16 protein-coding genes are annotated in these 19,105 nt (G+C 51.7%); all 16 read right to left on the bottom strand.

Annotated elements, in window-relative coordinates:
* Positions 1-138: 138 nt before the first annotated feature.
* Positions 139-825 carry an FkbM family methyltransferase gene (locus BLU37_RS06435; RefSeq protein WP_090203300.1) on the bottom strand — a complete coding sequence of 229 codons (687 nt, stop codon included), beginning with the start codon at positions 823-825 and terminating at the stop codon, positions 139-141.
* Between the two features lie 10 nt (positions 826-835).
* Positions 836-2,005 (bottom strand): DegT/DnrJ/EryC1/StrS family aminotransferase, encoded by a 1,170-nt coding sequence (locus BLU37_RS06440; RefSeq protein ID WP_090203303.1) that lies wholly within the window; start codon positions 2,003-2,005, stop codon positions 836-838.
* Complete coding sequence (locus tag BLU37_RS06445) at positions 2,002-2,931, bottom strand: GDP-L-fucose synthase family protein (protein WP_090203305.1); 930 nt, start codon at positions 2,929-2,931, stop codon at positions 2,002-2,004. Before BLU37_RS06445 ends, BLU37_RS06440 begins: the two co-directional genes overlap by 4 nt.
* A 17-nt stretch (positions 2,932-2,948) precedes the next feature.
* Entirely contained in the window at positions 2,949-4,034 is a 1,086-nt protein-coding gene (gene gmd / locus BLU37_RS06450; protein ID WP_090203308.1) for a GDP-mannose 4,6-dehydratase, read from the bottom strand.
* Complete coding sequence (locus BLU37_RS06455) at positions 4,027-5,457, bottom strand: mannose-1-phosphate guanylyltransferase/mannose-6-phosphate isomerase (RefSeq protein WP_090203311.1); 1,431 nt, start codon at positions 5,455-5,457, stop codon at positions 4,027-4,029. Before BLU37_RS06455 ends, gmd begins: the two co-directional genes overlap by 8 nt.
* A 268-nt stretch (positions 5,458-5,725) precedes the next feature.
* Positions 5,726-6,685 carry a UDP-glucose 4-epimerase family protein gene (locus BLU37_RS06460; RefSeq protein ID WP_090203313.1) on the bottom strand — a complete coding sequence of 320 codons (960 nt, stop codon included), beginning with the start codon at positions 6,683-6,685 and terminating at the stop codon, positions 5,726-5,728.
* A 1-nt stretch (position 6,686) separates the two neighbouring features.
* Positions 6,687-7,814, bottom strand: coding sequence for a non-hydrolyzing UDP-N-acetylglucosamine 2-epimerase (gene wecB / locus BLU37_RS06465; RefSeq protein WP_090203315.1), 1,128 nt, complete (start codon positions 7,812-7,814; stop codon positions 6,687-6,689).
* Positions 7,807-8,817, bottom strand: a complete 1,011-nt coding sequence (locus tag BLU37_RS06470; protein ID WP_090203318.1) for a polysaccharide biosynthesis protein — start codon at positions 8,815-8,817, stop codon at positions 7,807-7,809. Before BLU37_RS06470 ends, wecB begins: the two co-directional genes overlap by 8 nt.
* Before the next feature lie 64 nt (positions 8,818-8,881).
* The gene (locus BLU37_RS06475) at positions 8,882-9,748 is read right to left on the bottom strand and encodes a dTDP-4-dehydrorhamnose reductase family protein (protein ID WP_090203321.1); all 867 of its coding nucleotides are present in this window, start codon (positions 9,746-9,748) and stop codon (positions 8,882-8,884) included.
* A 1-nt stretch (position 9,749) separates the two neighbouring features.
* Positions 9,750-10,979 carry a glycosyltransferase family 4 protein gene (locus BLU37_RS06480; RefSeq protein ID WP_090203324.1) on the bottom strand — a complete coding sequence of 410 codons (1,230 nt, stop codon included), beginning with the start codon at positions 10,977-10,979 and terminating at the stop codon, positions 9,750-9,752.
* A 2-nt stretch (positions 10,980-10,981) separates the two neighbouring features.
* The gene (locus tag BLU37_RS06485; protein WP_232000474.1) at positions 10,982-12,214 is read right to left on the bottom strand and encodes a glycosyltransferase family 4 protein; all 1,233 of its coding nucleotides are present in this window, start codon (positions 12,212-12,214) and stop codon (positions 10,982-10,984) included.
* Between the two features lie 173 nt (positions 12,215-12,387).
* Positions 12,388-13,848, bottom strand: coding sequence for an oligosaccharide flippase family protein (locus tag BLU37_RS06490; protein ID WP_090203327.1), 1,461 nt, complete (start codon positions 13,846-13,848; stop codon positions 12,388-12,390).
* A complete protein-coding gene (locus tag BLU37_RS06495; RefSeq protein ID WP_090203329.1) occupies positions 13,838-14,848 on the bottom strand; it encodes a glycosyltransferase family 10 domain-containing protein in 1,011 nt (336 codons plus the stop codon). Before BLU37_RS06495 ends, BLU37_RS06490 begins: the two co-directional genes overlap by 11 nt.
* Positions 14,849-15,833: 985 nt before the next feature.
* Positions 15,834-17,345, bottom strand: coding sequence for a YdgA family protein (locus tag BLU37_RS06505; RefSeq protein WP_090203335.1), 1,512 nt, complete (start codon positions 17,343-17,345; stop codon positions 15,834-15,836).
* Positions 17,346-17,599: 254 nt separating this feature from the next.
* The gene (locus BLU37_RS06510; protein ID WP_029530817.1) at positions 17,600-18,235 is read right to left on the bottom strand and encodes a hypothetical protein; all 636 of its coding nucleotides are present in this window, start codon (positions 18,233-18,235) and stop codon (positions 17,600-17,602) included.
* A gap of 163 nt (positions 18,236-18,398) precedes the next feature.
* On the bottom strand, positions 18,399-19,049 hold the full coding sequence (locus BLU37_RS06515) for a hypothetical protein (protein WP_090203339.1): 651 nt from the start codon (positions 19,047-19,049) through the stop codon (positions 18,399-18,401).
* Positions 19,050-19,105: the final 56 nt, after the last annotated feature.

Raw genomic sequence — 19,105 nt, forward strand, 5'->3', positions numbered from 1 at the left:
CCTTAATAGGCCACCCAAAAATTACGCTTAAATTCCAATTTCATGACTACCGCCTGAGCGGTAGTTTTCAGGAGCAATCATTACATTACTGACACTGGCTAGATCAAACCGCCAGCACTGCTACGCAAAGAAGAATTCTTAGACAACCGATTTATTTTTTTTCTTCCAATTTTCCCAAACAAACTCATAGCACCATGTTTCATCATGAGTTTCTTCTAAAGCCTCACGCAGGGTTTCCCTCTTACTCTCAGCACCCGCAACGAAGTTATGAAACTGGACTTGAATATTTTCGATTTTACTAATATCACCAGAGGCAATAAGTGCTGGTAACACATCATACTCACCCCCTTCAATATTTATTTTGATGAGGTTGATTTTATCTACATCCAATGCTTTGATGCACGGAGCAATAGAGCGAACCTCAACACGTTCTGTATTACCCTTGGCCAGTGGCGATGAAAAGCTTGAGGCGTTTTCCGCAAGGGAAATATCAAGCCAACCATCGGACGAAGAAAGGCCATAGTTAAAGCATTTCACCTTGGGGATATCTGAGAAACGCAAGACACATTTATCGTAAAACGCCTTGACCGGTTCAAAAATATAGATATTGCAATTATATTTTTCATAAATATCGGCGGCAAAATCTCCCTGGTACCCACCCAGATCAAAAACAACGCTATTTTCATCAAGCGGGTAATTCAGTCTGAGGGTTTTATCACCTTCATCCCTGAACCATCTTTTCGCTTCCAGGAGAAAACTATCCTTCTTAATATGAACTTTATAAAGAAGGATGAGCCTTGCAACTACTTTCTTAAGAAAACTCATTTCTTCCTCATTATAGATTTTTTGCCAGGATTTCAAAAGCTTCCGGGGTGGCGTAATGATGATTACCAATAAAAAGCCCAAATTGATCAATGTGCTCCGAGTTCTTCAAAACCCCATGAACTTCAGAGTCAAAATATTTAACCACTTCATTCTTGGCAAAGTTTCCGGCAACAATAGGACGGCACTCAAAACCAAACGCAGTCAGCTTCGAAACAAGCACCTTGCGAGTCAGCTTGCTCCCAGGACGAATAACCAGACTAAAACCGAACCAGCTCGACGCACCGATCTCTCGCTGGATAAGAACGTCGGGATGATCTTTCAAGACATTTTGTAAAAGCGCACCATTCTTACGACGCTCGTCGATAATACTTGGCAAGCGTTTGACCTGCTCAATACCCAACACCCCCTCCAACTCCAGGGGACGAACGTTGTAGCCCGGTAACACGAAGCGAAACGACTCTTCAAATGGGTCGTCACTCTTCTCGCTACAGACCAGATTCTCCTTGGGCAAATTACGGGTCCAGCCGTGAGCACGCAACGAAAGCAGAATCTGATAAAGCTCTTCATCATCAGTGACGATAAGCCCACCTTCCATAGTGGAGATGTGATGGCTGAAGAAGGAACTGAAGCTGCCCATCACGCCAAAGGTGCCCGCCTGTTTGCCCTCGTAGGTCGCGCCCATGGATTCGCAGTTATCCTCGATCAGGACGATGCTGCGCTCACCGATAATCTGCTGTATACGCCCAAAGTCATTCGGGTTACCCAACAAATTCACCGCCATGATGGCCCGAGTCTTGTCAGTGACCGCAGATTCCAACGCATCCAGATCGTAGTTCAGCGTTTCAAGATCGATATCAACAAACTTGATCTTCAAGCCGTATTGATACAGTGGATAGTAGGTGGTGCTCCAGGATACAGCCGGGACGATAACTTCATCACCGCGCTTGAGCTTGAGAGAGGCATTTTTTGTATAAAACAACGCAGCGACCATCAGCAGGTTGGCTGAAGATCCGGAGTTCACCATGACGCAGTGGTTACTCCCTACATACTGTGCAAAGTCACGCTCAAAGGTTTTAACATGCTCGCCCATGGTGAACATGCCCGAGGCAATGACACGTTGCATTGCTTCAAGCTCTTCCTTTTCCCAGGAAGAAGTGGCCAGCGGAAACTTGATGCTCATTGAACGTGCTCCAGATAATAGCGATACGTCTTTTCAACGCCTTCTTGCAAACTATGGGATGGTTGCCATCCCCACTGCTCCTGACGCTCGATACTCACCAGCTTGCGGGCCATTCCGACAGGCTTGCTGAGGTCATGCTCAAATTGGCCGTGATAGTCCATGACTGCCGCCACGGCCTGATAGTACTCATTAATCGAGTAATCATGTCCCAGGCCAACGTTCATGTAGGCAGGCAGCGATTCGAAGTGTTCGACAGCATGAACAATGGCATCGGCCAGATCACCGCCATACATGAACTCACGCCGCGCATTGCCATCCCCCCATATTTCTACCGACTCATCCCCATTTGATTTTGCAGTGTGAATCTTGTGGATAATGGCCGGCAGAAGATGGGAGTGCTGTGGGTCAAATTTGTCAAAACAGCCGTAGATATTGCAGGGAATCAATGTCTTGTATTGAAAAGCCGCATCTTCTTTCATGATGTACTCGCACAAGCGTGCGGTAGCCACCTTGGCAAGCGCGTACCCTTCGTTGGTAGGTTCCAATTCGCCCTTGAGCACCATTTCCTCGGCCAATGGCTCCGAATGGTTACGCGGATACATGCAGGAACTGCCGAGATTGATCAAGCGCTTGATACCCGCCTTACGAGCTGCCCAAACGATGTTTCGCCCCATATCCAGGTTATCCAGAAGGAAGGAAACCGGCTCCCTGATGTTCGCCTGGATCCCACCTACTTTGCCAGCGGCGTGGATAACCATGTCCGGCTTGTATTTTTCGAGATACGCCTGTACTGCTGAAAAATCTCGAAGATCCAGCTCGGTGCTACGCGGTGCCAGCACTTCAAAGGCGCAAACCCTGGGGTGGTCGAGCACATTGCGCCCTACCATTCCGCCCCCGCCAGTCAACAATATTCGCATTTTGCTCATGGGTAGCAGGCCATATCTTATTCGTTATAACTGAACGTGGTGTAACCATGTTTTTTGATCAGCTCATCACGCTCAGCACTCTTCAGATCTTCGCGCACCATTTCGCTGACGAGCTCGCTGAAACTGATTTTCGGAGTCCAGCCCAGTTTGGTTTTCGCTTTCGAGGCATCGCCCAGCAGCGTTTCAACCTCTGTCGGACGGAAGTAGCGAGGATCGACGGCAACAATGCACTTGCCCTCGTCGTCATAGCCCTTCTCTTCTTCGCCCTTGCCCTTCCAAGTGATGTGTATACCCAGTTCCTGAGCAGCAGCATTCACAAAGTCACGAACGCTATACTGAACACCCGTCGCGATCACGAAGTCTTCAGGGTTTTCTTGCTGGAGCATCAGCCACTGCATCTCGACATAGTCTTTGGCATGTCCCCAGTCACGTAGCGAGTCCATGTTGCCAAGGTAGAGGCAGTCCTGCAGTCCCAGCTTTATGCGAGCCAGGGCACGGGTGATTTTCCGGGTCACGAAAGTTTCGCCACGCATCGGGCTTTCGTGGTTGAACAGAATCCCGTTGCACGCATAGATTCCATAAGCCTCCCGGTAGTTGACCGTGATCCAGTAGGCATACAGCTTGGCAACCGCATAAGGACTACGCGGATAGAAAGGAGTCGTCTCCTTTTGCGGGGTTTCCTGAACCAGACCGTACAGTTCGGAAGTAGAAGCCTGATAGAAGCGAGTCTTCTTCTCCAGACCCAGAATTCTGATGGCCTCCAGGATTCGCAACGCACCCAAGGCATCAGAGTTGGCCGTGTATTCCGGCTCCTCAAACGAAACGGCAACGTGGCTCTGTGCTGCCAGGTTGTAGATCTCGTCGGGCTGCACCTTCTGGATGATGCGCGTCAAACTGGAGGAATCGGTCATATCTCCATGGTGCAGGAAGAAAGGCAGGCCCTTTTCATGCACATCGTGGAACAGGTGATCGATTCGAGCCGTATTGAAGAGCGAACTACGGCGCTTGATGCCGTGAACTTCGTAACCTTTGTTCAAGAGTAGCTCGGCCAGATAGGCTCCGTCCTGACCGGTGACGCCGGTTATGAGTGCTATTTTAGTCATTTGCTCTTCCATAATTGTCTTCAAATCGGACGATATCATCTTCACCTAAATAACTGCCTGACTGAACTTCGATAATTTCAAGCTCAACCATGCCGGGATTCTTCAGACGATGCATCTCCCCGATCGGGATGTAAGTAGATTGGTTTTCACTCAGGAGGAATGTTTCATTACCTCGACTGACTTCGGCAGTGCCCTTGACCACGATCCAGTGCTCTGCACGATGATGGTGTTTTTGCAGCGATAACGACGCACCCGGTTTCACACCAATACGCTTGACCTGGAAACGCTCGCCCCGGTCGATGCTGTCATACCACCCCCAAGGCCGCAGTACCTTGCGATGGGACACAGCCTCACTGCATTTCTCTTTGTCCAACTGCGCAACAACGTCCTTGACCTGCTCCACGTTGTTTTTATGCGTAATCAGCACGGCATCAGGCGTGTCGATAATCAAAAGGTTATCGGTACCCAGCGCTACAACCGGACGATAGGGTGCATGCACAAAAGTGTTGCTCGAATTGTGCACGGTTCCCTTTCCATGAACCCGATTACCGGCCTCATCAGCCTCTGTCAGCTCCGCCAGAGAGTTCCAGCTGCCAACATCGCTCCATTGACTATTGAATGGGATGACGGAGACATTGTGATGATGCTCCATCACCGCATAATCGATACTCTGTGCCCGGCACGCGGAGAATGCATCGGCTTGCGGGCGAATGAACGTCGTCGAGCCCGAGATGGTTTCACTTGTAGCCGCTTCCAGACTGGTCCGGCACTGCGCCAGGATGTCCGGTGCGTAGTCCTCCAGCGCCTGAATCAGCGTGCTGGTCTTGCACAGAAAGATACCGGCGTTCCACAACACATTACCGGCAAGCAACAGACGCTGTGCGCTACCCAGATCGGGCTTTTCGATGAACTTCTCGACATTCCTGGCGGGACCAGAATTGCTGGCACCTTGTTCGATATAACCATAGGCGGTCGAAGGGAAGCTCGGCACTATTCCAAATGTGACAATAGCGCCCGCCTCAGCCTCGCGGATACCGGTGGCTACGGTTTCTGCAAAATACCGAGCGTCCGGTATGTGATGATCAGCCGGACAGAACAGCAGCAGATTACGCCCCTCGCGCTCGCACTGGAGCGCGGCCAGAGCCATCGCCGGGGCAGTGTTGCGGCCACAAGGCTCAAGCAGTATGGAACCATTTGCACTGCCGGACTGCAGCGACTCAGACACCAGGAAACGATGTTCATCGGCAGTCACCATCATCACATGGTCTGCGAGCCCCGCCACGCGATCAAGCGTCAATTGCAAGAGGCTTTTACCGTCAATCAGCGGAACAAACTGCTTGGGAAAGCTTTTGCGCGATAGGGGCCATAGCCGGGATCCCGAACCACCGCATAAAACAACGGGCGTAATTGAGTTGAAGGTCATGGGTGGTCTGCTTGAAAACCTTGATAATTCGCCAGGGGACGCTCCCCAAGTCAGTTGTCGCAAGACAAAGGAGCCATTTTAACAGAATGTCCTTTTGTCCGGTCCTCTGAAGGCCGCAAAAAAGTGAGCACGAGACTAATGGCCACTCCCGGTGATTTCGTATGCGCTGCAATTTCGAGCACAGTCCGGGTGCCGCCCCCCCCTGAGAGGCAGGCGGCATGTTCGCTATCTATCTAGCTTTTATCTGCACCAGACAAAAACCATATATTCACGACCTGTTTGTCTGGAAGTGGCGAGCAGCCAGCCCCAACGCATCATCAACCGTCAACGGCGGCTCCCACCCAAGGACCTGACGGGTCTTTTGAATATCCACCTGCAACGATCCGCACAGACGCTGCGCCAGAGCATCACGGCCCAACATACGCGCCACGCCGCTCAGACAAGCTTGAGGAACAGGTAACAGGAATGCAGATTTGCCCAGCGCCCGTGCCATCCGTCGAAGTAATTGGGTCGTCGACAGATCCTCTCCATCACTGACCAGGAAGACCTGATCCGCAGCGTCGGGATGCTCCAGACAAGTCACGATCAGATCGACCAACGTGCCCAATGCAACCAGGCTGCGCTGGTTATGGATTGCGCCAAGCGGCAAAGGAATGCCCTTGCTCAACCATTTCATCATGTTTCGGAAGTTGGCTTTCACTCCCGGCCCATAAACGAGGACAGGGCGTATGATCACGATCTCCATCCCGGTTTCAGCCGCTATTGACCACAACCCCCGCTCAGCCTCCAGTTTGGAAACGCCGTAAGGATCGGATGGCGCAGGCACATCATCCGCCGTATAGGGTTTACCAGGCTCGGTCCCCTCGCCATTGACCTTGATGGAGCTGAGAAAGACAAAGCGCCTTACCCCGGTTTCAGCTGCCTGGCGAGCCAGATGAAGCGTGCCTTCAACATTGGCGCGCCGAAACTCAGCCAAAGGATCGCCAGCCTTCTCCTGCATTACATGCACTCGGGCAGAGCAATGCACGATCGTATCGATGTCGAGCAGAGCTTCCCGCCAATCGACACCCGGCCCAAGATCGCTCACCACACAGGCTTCTGCACCGGGAGCAATCGAATTAGGCAAGCGTCGGTAAGCCCCCCTGGGTCGATGATTGCCATCCGCCAGTAAGCGAGCCAGCAATTCCCGCCCGACAAAACCACTGGCCCCCGTCAACAACAGATTCATATCAGACTTTGCGCCATACGGTGCGATTGATGTAGCCGGTGTAACTGAGCACCACACGCACCACCTGCATCGACACCGGACCGCCCTGATAATCCGGGACCAATGGAATCATCCGATGCTGGCGATCATGCTGGCTGGTGATGACCTTTACTGCCGCCATCATCGACGCCTTGTCCAGCCCACTCATGATCAGAGTGCCTTCGTCCATTCCCTCCGGACGCTCATGGGCATTACGCAACGTCACTGCAGGCAGATTGAGCAGCGAAGCCTCTTCGGTGATGGTTCCACTGTCAGAAAGCACGCAGAACGCCTCCATCTGCAGCTTGATGTAATCCAGCAGACCAAAAGGCTTGACGAAACGAATCAGCGGATGATCCAGGGACTCTCCCAAGGCCTCAAGACGCTTGCGTGTCCGCGGATGGGTCGAGACGATCAGCGGATAGCCGTATTCATCTGCCAATGCCCGCAGACTCACCAACAGATCGCGCAGATTGTCGGGAGAGTCGACGTTCTCCTCACGATGGGCACTGACGATAAAGAACTTGCCGGACTCCAGACCACTGCGCTCGAGTACGTCGGACTGACGAATCTTGGGCATGTAGTAGTCCAGCACCTCCTGCATGTGCGAACCGGTCTTGATGATGGTTTCCGGACGAATGCCCTCGGCAATCAGGTAACGCCGGGCATGCTCGGTCAACACCATATTGATGTCCGACAGGTGATCCAGAACCTTGCGATTGAGTTCTTCAGGCACCCGCTGATCGAAGCAGCGATTGCCTGCCTCCATATGAAACACGGGAATCTTGCGCCGTTTGGCTGCAATCACTGCCAGACAGGTATTGGTGTCGCCATACAGCAACAGGGCATCTGGCTGCTCCTGCTCGAACACCGCGTCAGCCTTGGCGATCACTTCGGCTATGGTCTGCGCAGGCGTCTCGCCTGCGGCCCCCAGGAAATGGTCGGGTTTGCGGATTTCCAGGTCATCGAAAAACACCTGGTTCAGCTCATAGTCGTAATTCTGCCCCGAATGCACCAAAACGTGATTGACCTGCTTGTCCAGCTCCGCAATCACCCTGCTCATCTTGATCAGTTCGGGGCGAGTTCCTAGCAGGGTCATGACCTTAAGCATCGAGCTGCTCCTTGATGTAATCGAGCTTGAGCAACAATTGCTTGATGCCCGGAACATCCAGACGCTCGGTGTTGTGAGAGGTGTAGTCATCAAAGTTGGAGATTTTCTCTTCACCTTCAACGAAATATTTCTTGTAGTTCAGGTCACGGTTGTCGGCAGGAATACGGTAGTAGCGCCCCATGTCCTCAGCCTTGGCCATCTCCTCACGTGATACCAGCGACTCGTAGAGTTTTTCGCCATGACGGGTACCGATCACCCGGACAGGGTTTTCCCGGTCGAACAGCTCCTTGAGCGCCTGAGCCAGCTCACCGACAGTCGAAGCCGGCGCTTTCTGGACAAAAAGGTCACCCTGCTGTCCATGCTCAAAGGCATGCAGCACGAGGTCCACAGAGTCTTCCAGCGACATCAGGAAGCGGGTCATGTTCGGATCGGTGACCGTCAGCGGCTCGTTGGTCCGAAGCTGGTCGACAAACAGCGGAATCACGGAACCACGAGAGGCCATTACGTTGCCATAGCGGGTAGCACAGATGACGGTGCCGCCATCAGGAATCATGCGGGACTTGGCAACCATCAGCTTTTCCGCCATCGCCTTGGAGATACCCATGGCATTGATCGGATACACCGCCTTGTCGGTGCTGAGCACCACCACGCGCTTGACTCCGCGATCGACAGCGGCATTCATGACATTCTCGGTCCCCTGCACGTTGGTTCGCACCGCTTCCATGGGGTAGAACTCACAGGAAGGCACCTGCTTGAGCGCGGCGGCATGGAAGACATAGTCCACACCCACCATGGCCTGCTTCAGGCTATCGTAGTCACGTACGTCTCCGATGTAGAACTTGACCTTGTCATTGGCCAAGGCGATGCGCATGTCCTCCTGCTTCTTCTCATCACGAGAGAAAATGCGAATTTCACGCACATCAGTATTGAGAAACCGCCGCAACACCGTATGACCAAATGAGCCGGTGCCACCGGTGATCATCAATACCTTGTCGTTGAACATAGAACCTTCCAAATCGTATACAACCCCGAAGGGTCAGGAAAATATCGACCAAATCCCCTGCCGTTCAACCGCCCGGACGGCTGGCATGCATGCGCTTGATCAACGCCGGCCAGGAATCTGCACTATAACCCGTCGCTTCACGAAAACACCGACCATCAAGGGAGCGGTCAATCACCAGCGCGTCATCCGGCTGAATCTCGATGTTCCTGTCGTACTCATTGGCGACCATGCGCAACAACTCCAGCTTGTTAACCGGCTCGGCTGCCACATGATACAACCCGTACAGTTCAGGGTTGGGCAGGACATAATCCTTCATCACGCGTGCCAGTTCCACCGTGGGCAATCCGGAGAAAATCGCCCTGGAGAACCCCTTGACGCTTCCCGTCTGGGAGAGGAACCAGTCGATCAACGCATAATTGGAGCCCAACTCATGACCGATGATCGATGTACGCAGGGTAATTGCATGAGGCAGACCAGAGAGTTCGCCAATATATTTGGACTTGCCGTACAAGTCCTCGGCATCGGATACGTCTGACTCCAGGTAAGCCCCCTTCCGGCCGGAGAAAACGCAGTCGGTGCTGACATGGATCAACCGGGCCCCCATCAGTTCGCAGAAGCGCGCAAGACGGTGCGGCAGCATCGCATTGATAGGCAGCGCGGTCAGAGGATCCTGCGCATCCGCCAATTGCTTGATCAAACCGACACAATTGATCACGACATCCGGACGAACTGTCGAGAGCGCAGCAGCAAGCGCATCCTGATCCAATACGTCGACCCCCGTCAGCAAACGGGAATGGTCAGTCTTGGGAAAATGCTGCAGCGCGGACGCATTACGCATCGTTCCCCAGACCTCATGCTGGGCATCATCACCGAACACACGAAACACGGCATGACCCAGCATGCCTGTAACGCCAAGTACCAGCACTTTCATCTCAGATTGCCCTGTCTTTTGATTCATGGCCGAGCAATTGCACCAGGACTTCAACCTGGCGATTCATATCGAAATGCTCGTCAAAATAAGTACGCCCCGAACGACCCATGGCTTCACGCTCGGATGTCTGTAGAGCTTTCATCCGTCGAATATTGGCGACCAGTGGTTCTACCTGCTCAGCGTCGGATGCAAACCCTGCTCCGGCCTCCAGGATCACGCGCGCCCCTTCGCCACTGACACTGGCGATAACAGGACGCCCAGAGGCCAGGTAAGCCTGAATTTTACTCGGAACGGTTTGGGCAAAAATAGCCTCATCGGTAAGCGAAACCAGCAACGCCGACGCCCGCTCAAAAATCTGCGGCATGGCGCTCATGGGATAACGTCCGGGTAATATCAGATTATCCAATCCATGGGATGACTGTTGCGACTCAAGCCATCGAAACCGACTCCCACTCCCGATGAGCACCAGGCGAATAGACGGGTCATCGCGTAGCTCGATAGCGGCCTGAACCAGGGTATCCAGACTCTGGGCCATCCCCAGATTACCCGCGAATACGACGCAGAAGTGATTATCCAACACGTCAAGCAATCCTTGTTCGACCGGCGTGTTGCTTTCGATATCCGCGTTGTAGGAGTTGGGATGATAGACAATCTTGCGCCTATCGGCATAGCGCGCCACCGGCTCGAAAAATGCGCGTGACTGTACCAGCAGCACATCACAGCAACGGTAGATAGCCTTGACCATCCAGCCCACGGCACCGAGAGCGTACCGACTCTTGACGAACCCTGTCGCAGCAAGACTTTCAGGCCACAGATCCTGCACCCACAAGGCCAGCCTGGCGCCCTTGAGCCATTTGAGCACAATGGCTGGAATGGCCTGGGTGATGGGCGAAGGCGCGAACACCAGGATAGCGTCGAACTTGTGCTTGCGTAGCTGCCAGGGGAAATACACAAGGCCAGCGAGCAGAAATGACAGGTAGTTGAGAATAAGGTTTCTGGCGCCCCCATGACCGCGCGGCCATAGTGGCACCCGTACGACATCAACGACGCCGAGATACTTCTCGCGCTGTACCCCACCAGCGGTATAACCATCCAGAATCTTGCCATCTGGATAGTTTGGCTTTCCGGTGGCTACAGTGACCTCATGCCCTTGCTCCACCAACTTTGAAACTATGTCATTTATGATGAAACTTTCCGGATAAAAGTACTGACTGAGCATTAATATCCGCATCTTTAAAGCTCTTTATTTTTCAACACGGAAAAAAATAGCTCCTTGTTGGCATCGATAGAAACCTGATCGGTGAGCTTCTCGACGGCCTTTTCATACACTAACTCACAAAAATGGTTGCGTTCCTCACTCCCCATTCGTGCAAGCTGATCAATTTTATCGGAAAATGCCTGAGATTTTTCCAGTGGAAAATCCCACCCCAGCCCTTCCTCCTCAAGGTTTCGCCATGGGGTCTGATCGCTGATAAGAACAGGAGTGCCCACACTGATAGACTCCGCGATAACATGACCGTAATTTTCTCCCTGAGTCGGAAGAATAAATAAATCGTACGCCGCAAATTTATTTTTTACATCTTCAGGGAGAACATTGCCACAGTAATCAACTTTTATATTCGATGGCAATCGAGCAATGAGCGTTTCACACTCAGCCCAATACTCAGGGTCTTCCTTGGGGCCATATATATCAAATACCACACTCTCTTTCACGTTCATCAATACAGCCAATGCATAGCTCAAGTTTTTGATACGAACAATACGTGAAAGAAAAATTATCCTCAGAGATCCTTTCTTCGAATTTTCTTCGCTAGCCACTGTCGAGTCACGCGAGGGCTTTGCACCTACTGGGCTTGGCAAGTCCATTGCCACCGAAACATCATCTCGTTTAAGCCAGGATAGCTTATTTAAAAAATCCTCTTTCTCGTACTCACTGGAAGCTTGAAACTTCAGCCCTCGATACAGACGAGAAAAAACAAATTTATAAACTCTCTTCTTGAGTCTTTTTATATCCAAAGCACCCTTGGAAAATTCCCCTCTGGGTGCCAGCACTACAGGTTTATCTGTTGAGCGAAGCAACAAACGTCCAAGCAATGGCTTCAAAGTAAAAATCGGATCAAAGAAACTATTAAGGTATACGAGATCATGTGATGTAGACGAAACAACCCTGGCCATATCCTTGATCGTACACTTATCAGGCGTCGTATAGTAAACCTGAGCATTGCCAACTTTTTGCCATACATTGACAGCAATAGATGGATAGCTTTCAGGCTCATCCTGATCACGGTCACGCGTTATAATCAAAAACTCAATTGATTCATGAAGACTGTCGGCCATATTCAAAAGCGTCCGCAACGGACCGCCAGCCTTATATCCCGGTATATAATACCCAACAAAAGTCAGCACCTTGACTTTCCGACCTGTTTCAGCCCTCACAACACCACCCCATACACCCTGTACGTGCAACTAAAGGCACCGTACGAAATTTAATACTCCTGCGCACAGCCAGAGGAGAAAACATGAGCCTCCAGCCAATATCCGTCACAAACATCAAGAAATCGGGTTATTAACATTGATAATGGTACCATCTTTAAGAAACTGAAAACTCAAGCCATAGAGCCAGAGCAGCCACAAGAAAATCAATTTCTCTGTCCCATCAGAAGAGCCTCACGATTCCCCTTCACGAAAAAAAACTTCAGCAACCCAGCCAAGAACAAAATACCATATGCCAATAAAATCACCATTGACACAATCTTGTTACTTGCGCTCTCAGAAAAAAACATCGCGCTTGGAAAAAATGCGCTACAAACACCTAGGAACAACAAACCTTGAGGCCTGAAATCAATCCGCACAAGACGATTCATTCTGAAGAACATCACTGCACAGGAGAGCCCACCTACTATCAACAGCACCAGCGGAATAGCAACTCTATAACATTCAAATTGGGCCGCAAAAAATACACCTACAAAAACACCCACACCACCTATCGCATAGGGAACGAATAGCGAACGAGTATTCATTTTTGAATGTGCTGCCATCGATAGCAGATTTGCAGACATACGAAAAAACTCGACCCATATCCCAAAAACGACAAATATTGATGAGCGCGAATACTCGGAGCCAACAAGTATCTCGACCAGATAGAGAGCTAAAAAAGAAACAAACAGCGCCAAAAAGAAGTATACCGGTAGCAAAACGCTTATCATACCCGACAAGGCATTTTCAAAAATTTTGTCATCGTTCATATTCCTATAAAGCGCCGGGTACAGCCACTGCATGACAATACTTTCAAAAGAACTCGATATCGATGTCGCTATCGACATCCCCACACCGAAAAAACCCAGAAACTCGAGATTTATATAGTTCTCGATCAGGAGCCGATAGGATTGCCCCTGCAACCACAAAAAAAGAACGCTCAAGGCCAGCGGAAAGGAAAACAACGAAATCGCTTTTATATTCTTGAATCGAACATATTCCACGACCGCCTTAAAATCAAATCGATGTTCTATTCTTTTTAAAAAATAAAGCATGCCAACAATAGCAAGCAGACCGACACCTAAAACCTGGCCAAAAAACCAGAAAATTGCACTCACATGCCCCAAGAGAACCAGAGCCGAAGAAAACAATAACGCACAAAAAGATGACAACACCGTCAGCACAGAGAACACTACATGCCTACCCAATAAATTTATCATTGGTATGACAGTTTGATTCCAGGTATTAAAAAAAACAAAGCCCGGAATAGCCAACGCCAAAAGAATATAATTCATTGAGCGCGCCACGCCAAAAAACGGTAGCACGAGAACCAAGAATAGAGAGAGCAACGTCGCAAGCAATACATACATAAAATAAACAACTAACTTATTCAGTATAACACCTGAGGCATACCACTCATGCGTCTTCCTGTTAATATATTGCCCTACTGGATTTATTAGAAAAAGCCCAAAAAATCCGGTAAGCGTCACAATAATATAAAGATTACCTATTTCTGAAGTACTGAGAAATGCTGTTGACACCTTGATACTTGCGAGCATTACTGCAACCTGAAGCAGTCGTCCCAGCGCAAGAGAAAAAAAGTTTCTGTCCAGGCTACCTATCATTTGAAACAATCCTTGACACCACCCTTGCAAAGGTACCACTACGAAACTGATCGGCGCTTTCAGATTTCAGAAATTTTTCGATAGCACGCTGATATTCCGAATATTGGTCGCCCGACATATTTACCATAAAATCATATAGATCTTCATAGGAAGAAAACTGAGTTCTATCGATAAAGCAACTGCCAGGAATGTGTTCACGTACATTGTTAGCCCCCCAATATACAGGAACACACCCGGCAAAGAAACAGTCAAATATCTTTTCGGTTATGTACCCAGGGATATCTCGTCCATTTTCGTAACAAATGGCAAATCTATAATTCTCCAGAACATCCTTTTTCCTAACCACCATACCTTGGTATGAGCGCAATTTTGGCGCAAGCCATCTCGTAAGTGGCTTAATCCTATTTAGCGCCCTGACTAATTTCACTCCAGAAAATCGATAGTGATCCCAACCGACCCCATACAAGTCGAAATCATTTACATGATTCTTCTCAAACCAGTTAATTGCATTGACTCGCTCACTATACAGCTCAAGCGGATGGGAGACTTTTTTATTGCCTGCGATGAGTGCGCAGAGTTTCCTTTTGTTCCCCCCGCCCCCACCAATCACTTCAGGGAACTTATGTGAAAAATTCATCTTGAAATACTTAATTCCATCGACAAATTCGTCATGCCAGGTAAATATTTTGCTAAAATACTTATGCTTTTCCAAATCCCAGTTATCGGGCCGTATAATCTCACTTTCAAAAATCAACAAATATGATTTACTGCGCGCCTCAATATCAGGCAGCACTGTAGGCATATCAAGATATATCACAAACTCAGAGTCCTCGATCTTATTTATATCCGAAGTCGCCAAATCATACCCTAGAGAAAACAGCTCCGCTTTCAAGGAAAAAAAAGCGTGAAGAAAATCATCTCTATTGGCAATAGCGTCATCGAGATCGAAAATACGATTCTGCTGATAAAATCCATCAATACCGAATGACGCCTTTTTCATTCCTTACCCTTACTTTTATACAGCTTCATAAAATAAATATAAAAACCATACCGATGAAATAATGGGCTCAATGACTCAACACCATGCCCTGAAAAGCCCTATCCCGCACCATGACCCCAGAACCATTACCGAAGAGAAGCCCCATGCACGGCCTTGAGGAAACGGGATAGGATTACACTCTGTAAATACCGCTGATAGCCAATTCAGCATCATCCCACCCGCGTTTCTTACAATCCTCTCACGCAGCCGTGCTCGTTGCAGATGAAATTGTAACCTGTGGTGCCTTGGCCTGCACCCTGCCACAGGGCCAACCAACCCGACATACTGTGGTAGGCATTAAGTTTTACTCGGTCAATGCAGGTGCAAGAGGCCTGAGACGTTAATGAGACAAAATCCAATTGTACTGGTGCATATGGTTCTGACTAATAGATCAGCAAACTGCTTGCCTCCACATATACCACCGAACCGGCTAATCCTGTGGTTTACCATTCGCTTCCGACAGCAGAAAAATCACCTGCAGATGCAATGACGGCGCCAGCGGCGGTAGCTACTCGCACGGCTCGACCCGGTAAATGGTCCAGACAGACCACCGCCAACAGCAGCCCGGTAAAGGCCGGAGGGCAAGATGCGTTGCTCGTTGATCGCCTCGGGGAGTTCGACGGACAGGCCCAAGCAACAGACGATGATCGACAACACGAAGGTGAGCGCCAGGCCCGACTACAGGTCGATATTGCCCGGCTCGCGCTCCAGCGCCTGACAGTACAGATGCTCGGCATCGTCCCAGCGCTTCAGGTTACGATAGGCACGAGCCTGGCGGATCAGTGAGTCGTAGGAGGTATCGGCGAAGGCGGCGAGCGGCCACAGTAATTGGCTGCACAGCGCAACGCCCAGCTCAGCTGTCTTTCAGCGGGTCGACGAAAAAAGACAGATCAAGATCCAAAGTGGGCTGGCACCGGTCAGGACGACCGATGCCAGGTTCGCAGCGTTACTCGGCCGCTTCCGCACCGCCCAGGCCACCGGCCTTGGACATGATCAGGACGATGAAATCTTCGACCGGCATTTTCTGCCCGTTGAATTCCACCTGGCCCGCAGCGTAGTGCAGCTTGGAAACGATATCCGTACCCTCGATGGTTGCCATCTCGGTGGAGACCGCCATGGTACCGGCCATTTCACTGGCCATCGACGCCTGCTGGGCGATCTGCTTGGGATCGGTCTGGCCTTCGAGCTGCGCCTGCACACCGGCCAGGTCGGCGATCATCGGTTTGGACAGCGACAGCTTGGCGTCCAGTTGCGACACCAATTGCTTGCCCAGTTCCAGTGGCGGCAATTGCGTGGACGACGGGTTGTCCAGGTTCACCAGCAGGTTGAAACGGCTCTCGCCATTGGCGGTCTTGAACGAGAAGTTTTCCAGTGCGATCTGCGGCTTGCCGGCCAGCAGTTGCTTGATGTCGGCCTGGGCCTTGATCTGCTGCTCGGCGCTCAGCTCAGGTACCGGCGGCACATCCTCACCCTCGGCGGTGGCGTGTTGCATGGCCTTCAGTTCGGCCTGGTACATTTCAGTCAGGGAACGGATCGCCGGAATATCCAGGTTCTTCGCGCTCAGGTTCATTTTCGCGCTACCCACCGACTTGCCGTTGTAGCCGATGTCGCCAACGGTGTAGTCCAGACGACCAGCCAGGACGTTACCGGTGGCTTCCAGGGCGTCTTTCTGTTCGAAGTCCTTGACCGTCACCACCGCAGGTTGCTCACCGTAGGTGATCTTGGCGTTGCTCAGTTCCAGGGTGTTGCCGCCCAGGTAGAAACCGAAGTCGCTCTTGCTCAGGTCGCTGGCCAGGGTCAGGCCACCCAATTCGACCGATACCGGGCCGTTCTCTTCGGACTGCGCGGAAATCTTCAGGCTGTTCATGTAGCCATTGACCTTGATTTTCGCTGCCTTTTCGGTGCCGGCCAGGTTCAGGTTAAGCCCGGAAAACTTCACCGAACTCTTGTCGTCCGGGGCGAAATCCAGTGGGATCAGTTCGAGGTTGCCATCGATCGAACGGTCGTAACTCAGCGCGACCGTGCCCTTGAGCGGCGCGGCGCCCTTGGCGGCGTCAAACCACTTGGCGGTCAGGTCGTTCTTTTCCAGCTCATAGTTGCTGTTGAGCAACACAGGCATCAGCTTGAACGACTTGAGCCGCGACCACGGCAGCGGGCCGTGCTCGATATGGTCGACGAACAGCAGCTCGACGTCCTTGTTCCCTTCGCTGAGCTGCAGATTCTGCAGCTTGAGCCGGTAATGTGCGGTGCTGGTGAACAGATTGCGCTCCAGCGATACCAACTCGATGCTCGCGCTGGCGCCGCCACTGCTCATGGAAGTCTTGAGCTGGGCGTTGGCGTCCTGGATCGAGGAATTGAGTACCCCTTCCAGCTGATTGCCGGTGTACCACGCCCCGGCAGTGCTCAAGGCACCGACCACGACGACAAACCCTAACAGTACGCCTGCTGATTTATTCATGAATTGACCCGATCAGATATCCGTTGTGTTGAACAGTGCTGGTCTTCCCTGAACCCTTGACCGGGTTCGGCTCGACGGCGCCCCGAAAGCGCGCAGAGTAGCATTTGCACCAAGACGGGTGCACCTGCCGTTCCGGCACCGGCCTGTGACGCAGAAAGCAAAATAAGCGGAAAGACACGCGCCGCCCGAACGGTTCGCCGGGCAGCGGTAGGATGGACCTCAGGCCGAAGCCCCGGTTCCAGGCCGGTATACACTCAGGAGAATTGTGTTTCCATATCGTCCAACTGGTGGTCGAAGGTCTTCAGCCGCACGGTCCAGGTGTACACCATGACCTCGAAGTCGCGATTGATCACCACACCGTCCGCCGAGTCGTTGCGCGGATCGCAGACGTCCAGCAGATAACGCTCGCGGGCCATGGCACTGGCGACATCGGCCAGCTCACGGGCATTGTTCAGCCAGTGGCGCTCGTCACGGGCCACCTCGCGGTCGAGTTTCAGACATTGGCTTTTCAGGGTTTCCAGGCTTTTCTCCAGCGGCGTGCCGGTCAGCTCGCCCATGACTTCCTGGAAGGTCCGCCCGGGCTGCCAGTAACTGCCCCAGAAATAGCGGTCAAATACGGTTTCGACCCGACGCAGGGCGACCTTGGTGTCCCAGACCAGGACCAGGGTCTTGCTCTGTGACAGCTGTCGCTTCTTGATCTGCTGGCTTTGGTAACTGGCCCAGGCCACCACCACGATGGACATCACCGCGATCAGCGCACTGACGCTGTCGAGGAACACCAGCGCCTTGTCGATCTGGTGGGCAAGCATCACGCCATAGAAGTACGCCGCCGACAGCAGCACCAGGACGACCACCGCACACCAGAAACCGGGAGCATAAGGGTTTTTCATTATTAGAATCCCCATCAGGCCACGCAGGCCGCATGGGGAGATTCACCCGAAGCCCCGAAACGACGGCGGCCAGCCGATATTCAGAGCATAGCAATGGACTTGGGGGGACGGCGTAAGACCGAAGCTCGTTCGTCCGAAGTTCTGCCGACCAGCAAGGAGCAGCTCAACCGCGCACGGGAATGAGAACGCTCTGCGTATTCTCGTTATTCGCCGCGTCTTTCATGACAAACTCCAGTTCATGTTCATAACCGGAATCGGCAGGTATCAATACCTGGCAACGCATGTACTTGGCAGATGTACGCACAACCGGAATTACCTGCCCACCCGACCGGACAAGCGCTCCGTGAGGGACCGGGAAGTTGATCCCGTCATCATCGACTCGGAACAGCACTTCAACTGCCTGGCCGGCCTTGATCACACGCGAATCGAGACGTAGCTCGCCCAGCCGTGGGATGTCCGATGAGACAGAAGGTCGTGGTGGCGTCAGATCCAGCATATTTTCAGAAGCAAAAAATCCTGGATGACGCTCCGTCATCAGCAGGTCTTCCACCTGCTCCTTGATGTGATGCCCCAGCCAGTCTTGCATTTCGAGCATTCGGGTTTGCATGTCCTGCTGATTTCTCAGCAACGCAGTGCGCAAAGAGTTCATTTCCTGGAGTTCCAGGCTCCGCTCGATACGCTGGCTGTCCAGCGCAGAGATCACCTCCTTCATTTCTGCGTCACGCCTCTGGACGACATAGACGCACCAGGCGATAACACCGGAGGCAACGATGCTGATGACCGTACAAACTACCGAAAGAGTATCGGAATCCATGTTCTGCTGATTTCCTGACAGTGGCTGACAAGGCAACGATTATACGTTGCCGTCTG

The organism is Pseudomonas asplenii (genome assembly GCF_900105475.1).
GTDB classification, from domain to species: domain Bacteria; phylum Pseudomonadota; class Gammaproteobacteria; order Pseudomonadales; family Pseudomonadaceae; genus Aquipseudomonas; species Aquipseudomonas asplenii.

Excerpts from the sequence above, each read along its gene's own strand:
- BLU37_RS06435 (WP_090203300.1), bottom strand. The coding sequence starts at position 825 with ATGAGTTTTCTTAAGAAAGTAGTTGCAAGGCTCATCCTTCTTTATAAA.
- BLU37_RS06440 (WP_090203303.1), bottom strand. The coding sequence starts at position 2,005 with ATGAGCATCAAGTTTCCGCTGGCCACTTCTTCCTGGGAAAAGGAAGAG.
- BLU37_RS06445 (WP_090203305.1), bottom strand. The coding sequence starts at position 2,931 with ATGAGCAAAATGCGAATATTGTTGACTGGCGGGGGCGGAATGGTAGGG.
- gmd (WP_090203308.1), bottom strand. The coding sequence starts at position 4,034 with ATGACTAAAATAGCACTCATAACCGGCGTCACCGGTCAGGACGGAGCC.
- BLU37_RS06455 (WP_090203311.1), bottom strand. The coding sequence starts at position 5,457 with ATGACCTTCAACTCAATTACGCCCGTTGTTTTATGCGGTGGTTCGGGA.
- BLU37_RS06460 (WP_090203313.1), bottom strand. The coding sequence starts at position 6,685 with ATGAATCTGTTGTTGACGGGGGCCAGTGGTTTTGTCGGGCGGGAATTG.
- wecB (WP_090203315.1), bottom strand. The coding sequence starts at position 7,814 with ATGCTTAAGGTCATGACCCTGCTAGGAACTCGCCCCGAACTGATCAAG.
- BLU37_RS06470 (WP_090203318.1), bottom strand. The coding sequence starts at position 8,817 with ATGTTCAACGACAAGGTATTGATGATCACCGGTGGCACCGGCTCATTT.
- BLU37_RS06475 (WP_090203321.1), bottom strand. The coding sequence starts at position 9,748 with ATGAAAGTGCTGGTACTTGGCGTTACAGGCATGCTGGGTCATGCCGTG.
- BLU37_RS06480 (WP_090203324.1), bottom strand. The coding sequence starts at position 10,979 with ATGCGGATATTAATGCTCAGTCAGTACTTTTATCCGGAAAGTTTCATC.
- BLU37_RS06490 (WP_090203327.1), bottom strand. The coding sequence starts at position 13,848 with ATGATAGGTAGCCTGGACAGAAACTTTTTTTCTCTTGCGCTGGGACGA.
- BLU37_RS06495 (WP_090203329.1), bottom strand. The coding sequence starts at position 14,848 with ATGAAAAAGGCGTCATTCGGTATTGATGGATTTTATCAGCAGAATCGT.
- BLU37_RS06505 (WP_090203335.1), bottom strand. The coding sequence starts at position 17,345 with ATGAATAAATCAGCAGGCGTACTGTTAGGGTTTGTCGTCGTGGTCGGT.
- BLU37_RS06510 (WP_029530817.1), bottom strand. The coding sequence starts at position 18,235 with ATGAAAAACCCTTATGCTCCCGGTTTCTGGTGTGCGGTGGTCGTCCTG.
- BLU37_RS06515 (WP_090203339.1), bottom strand. The coding sequence starts at position 19,049 with ATGGATTCCGATACTCTTTCGGTAGTTTGTACGGTCATCAGCATCGTT.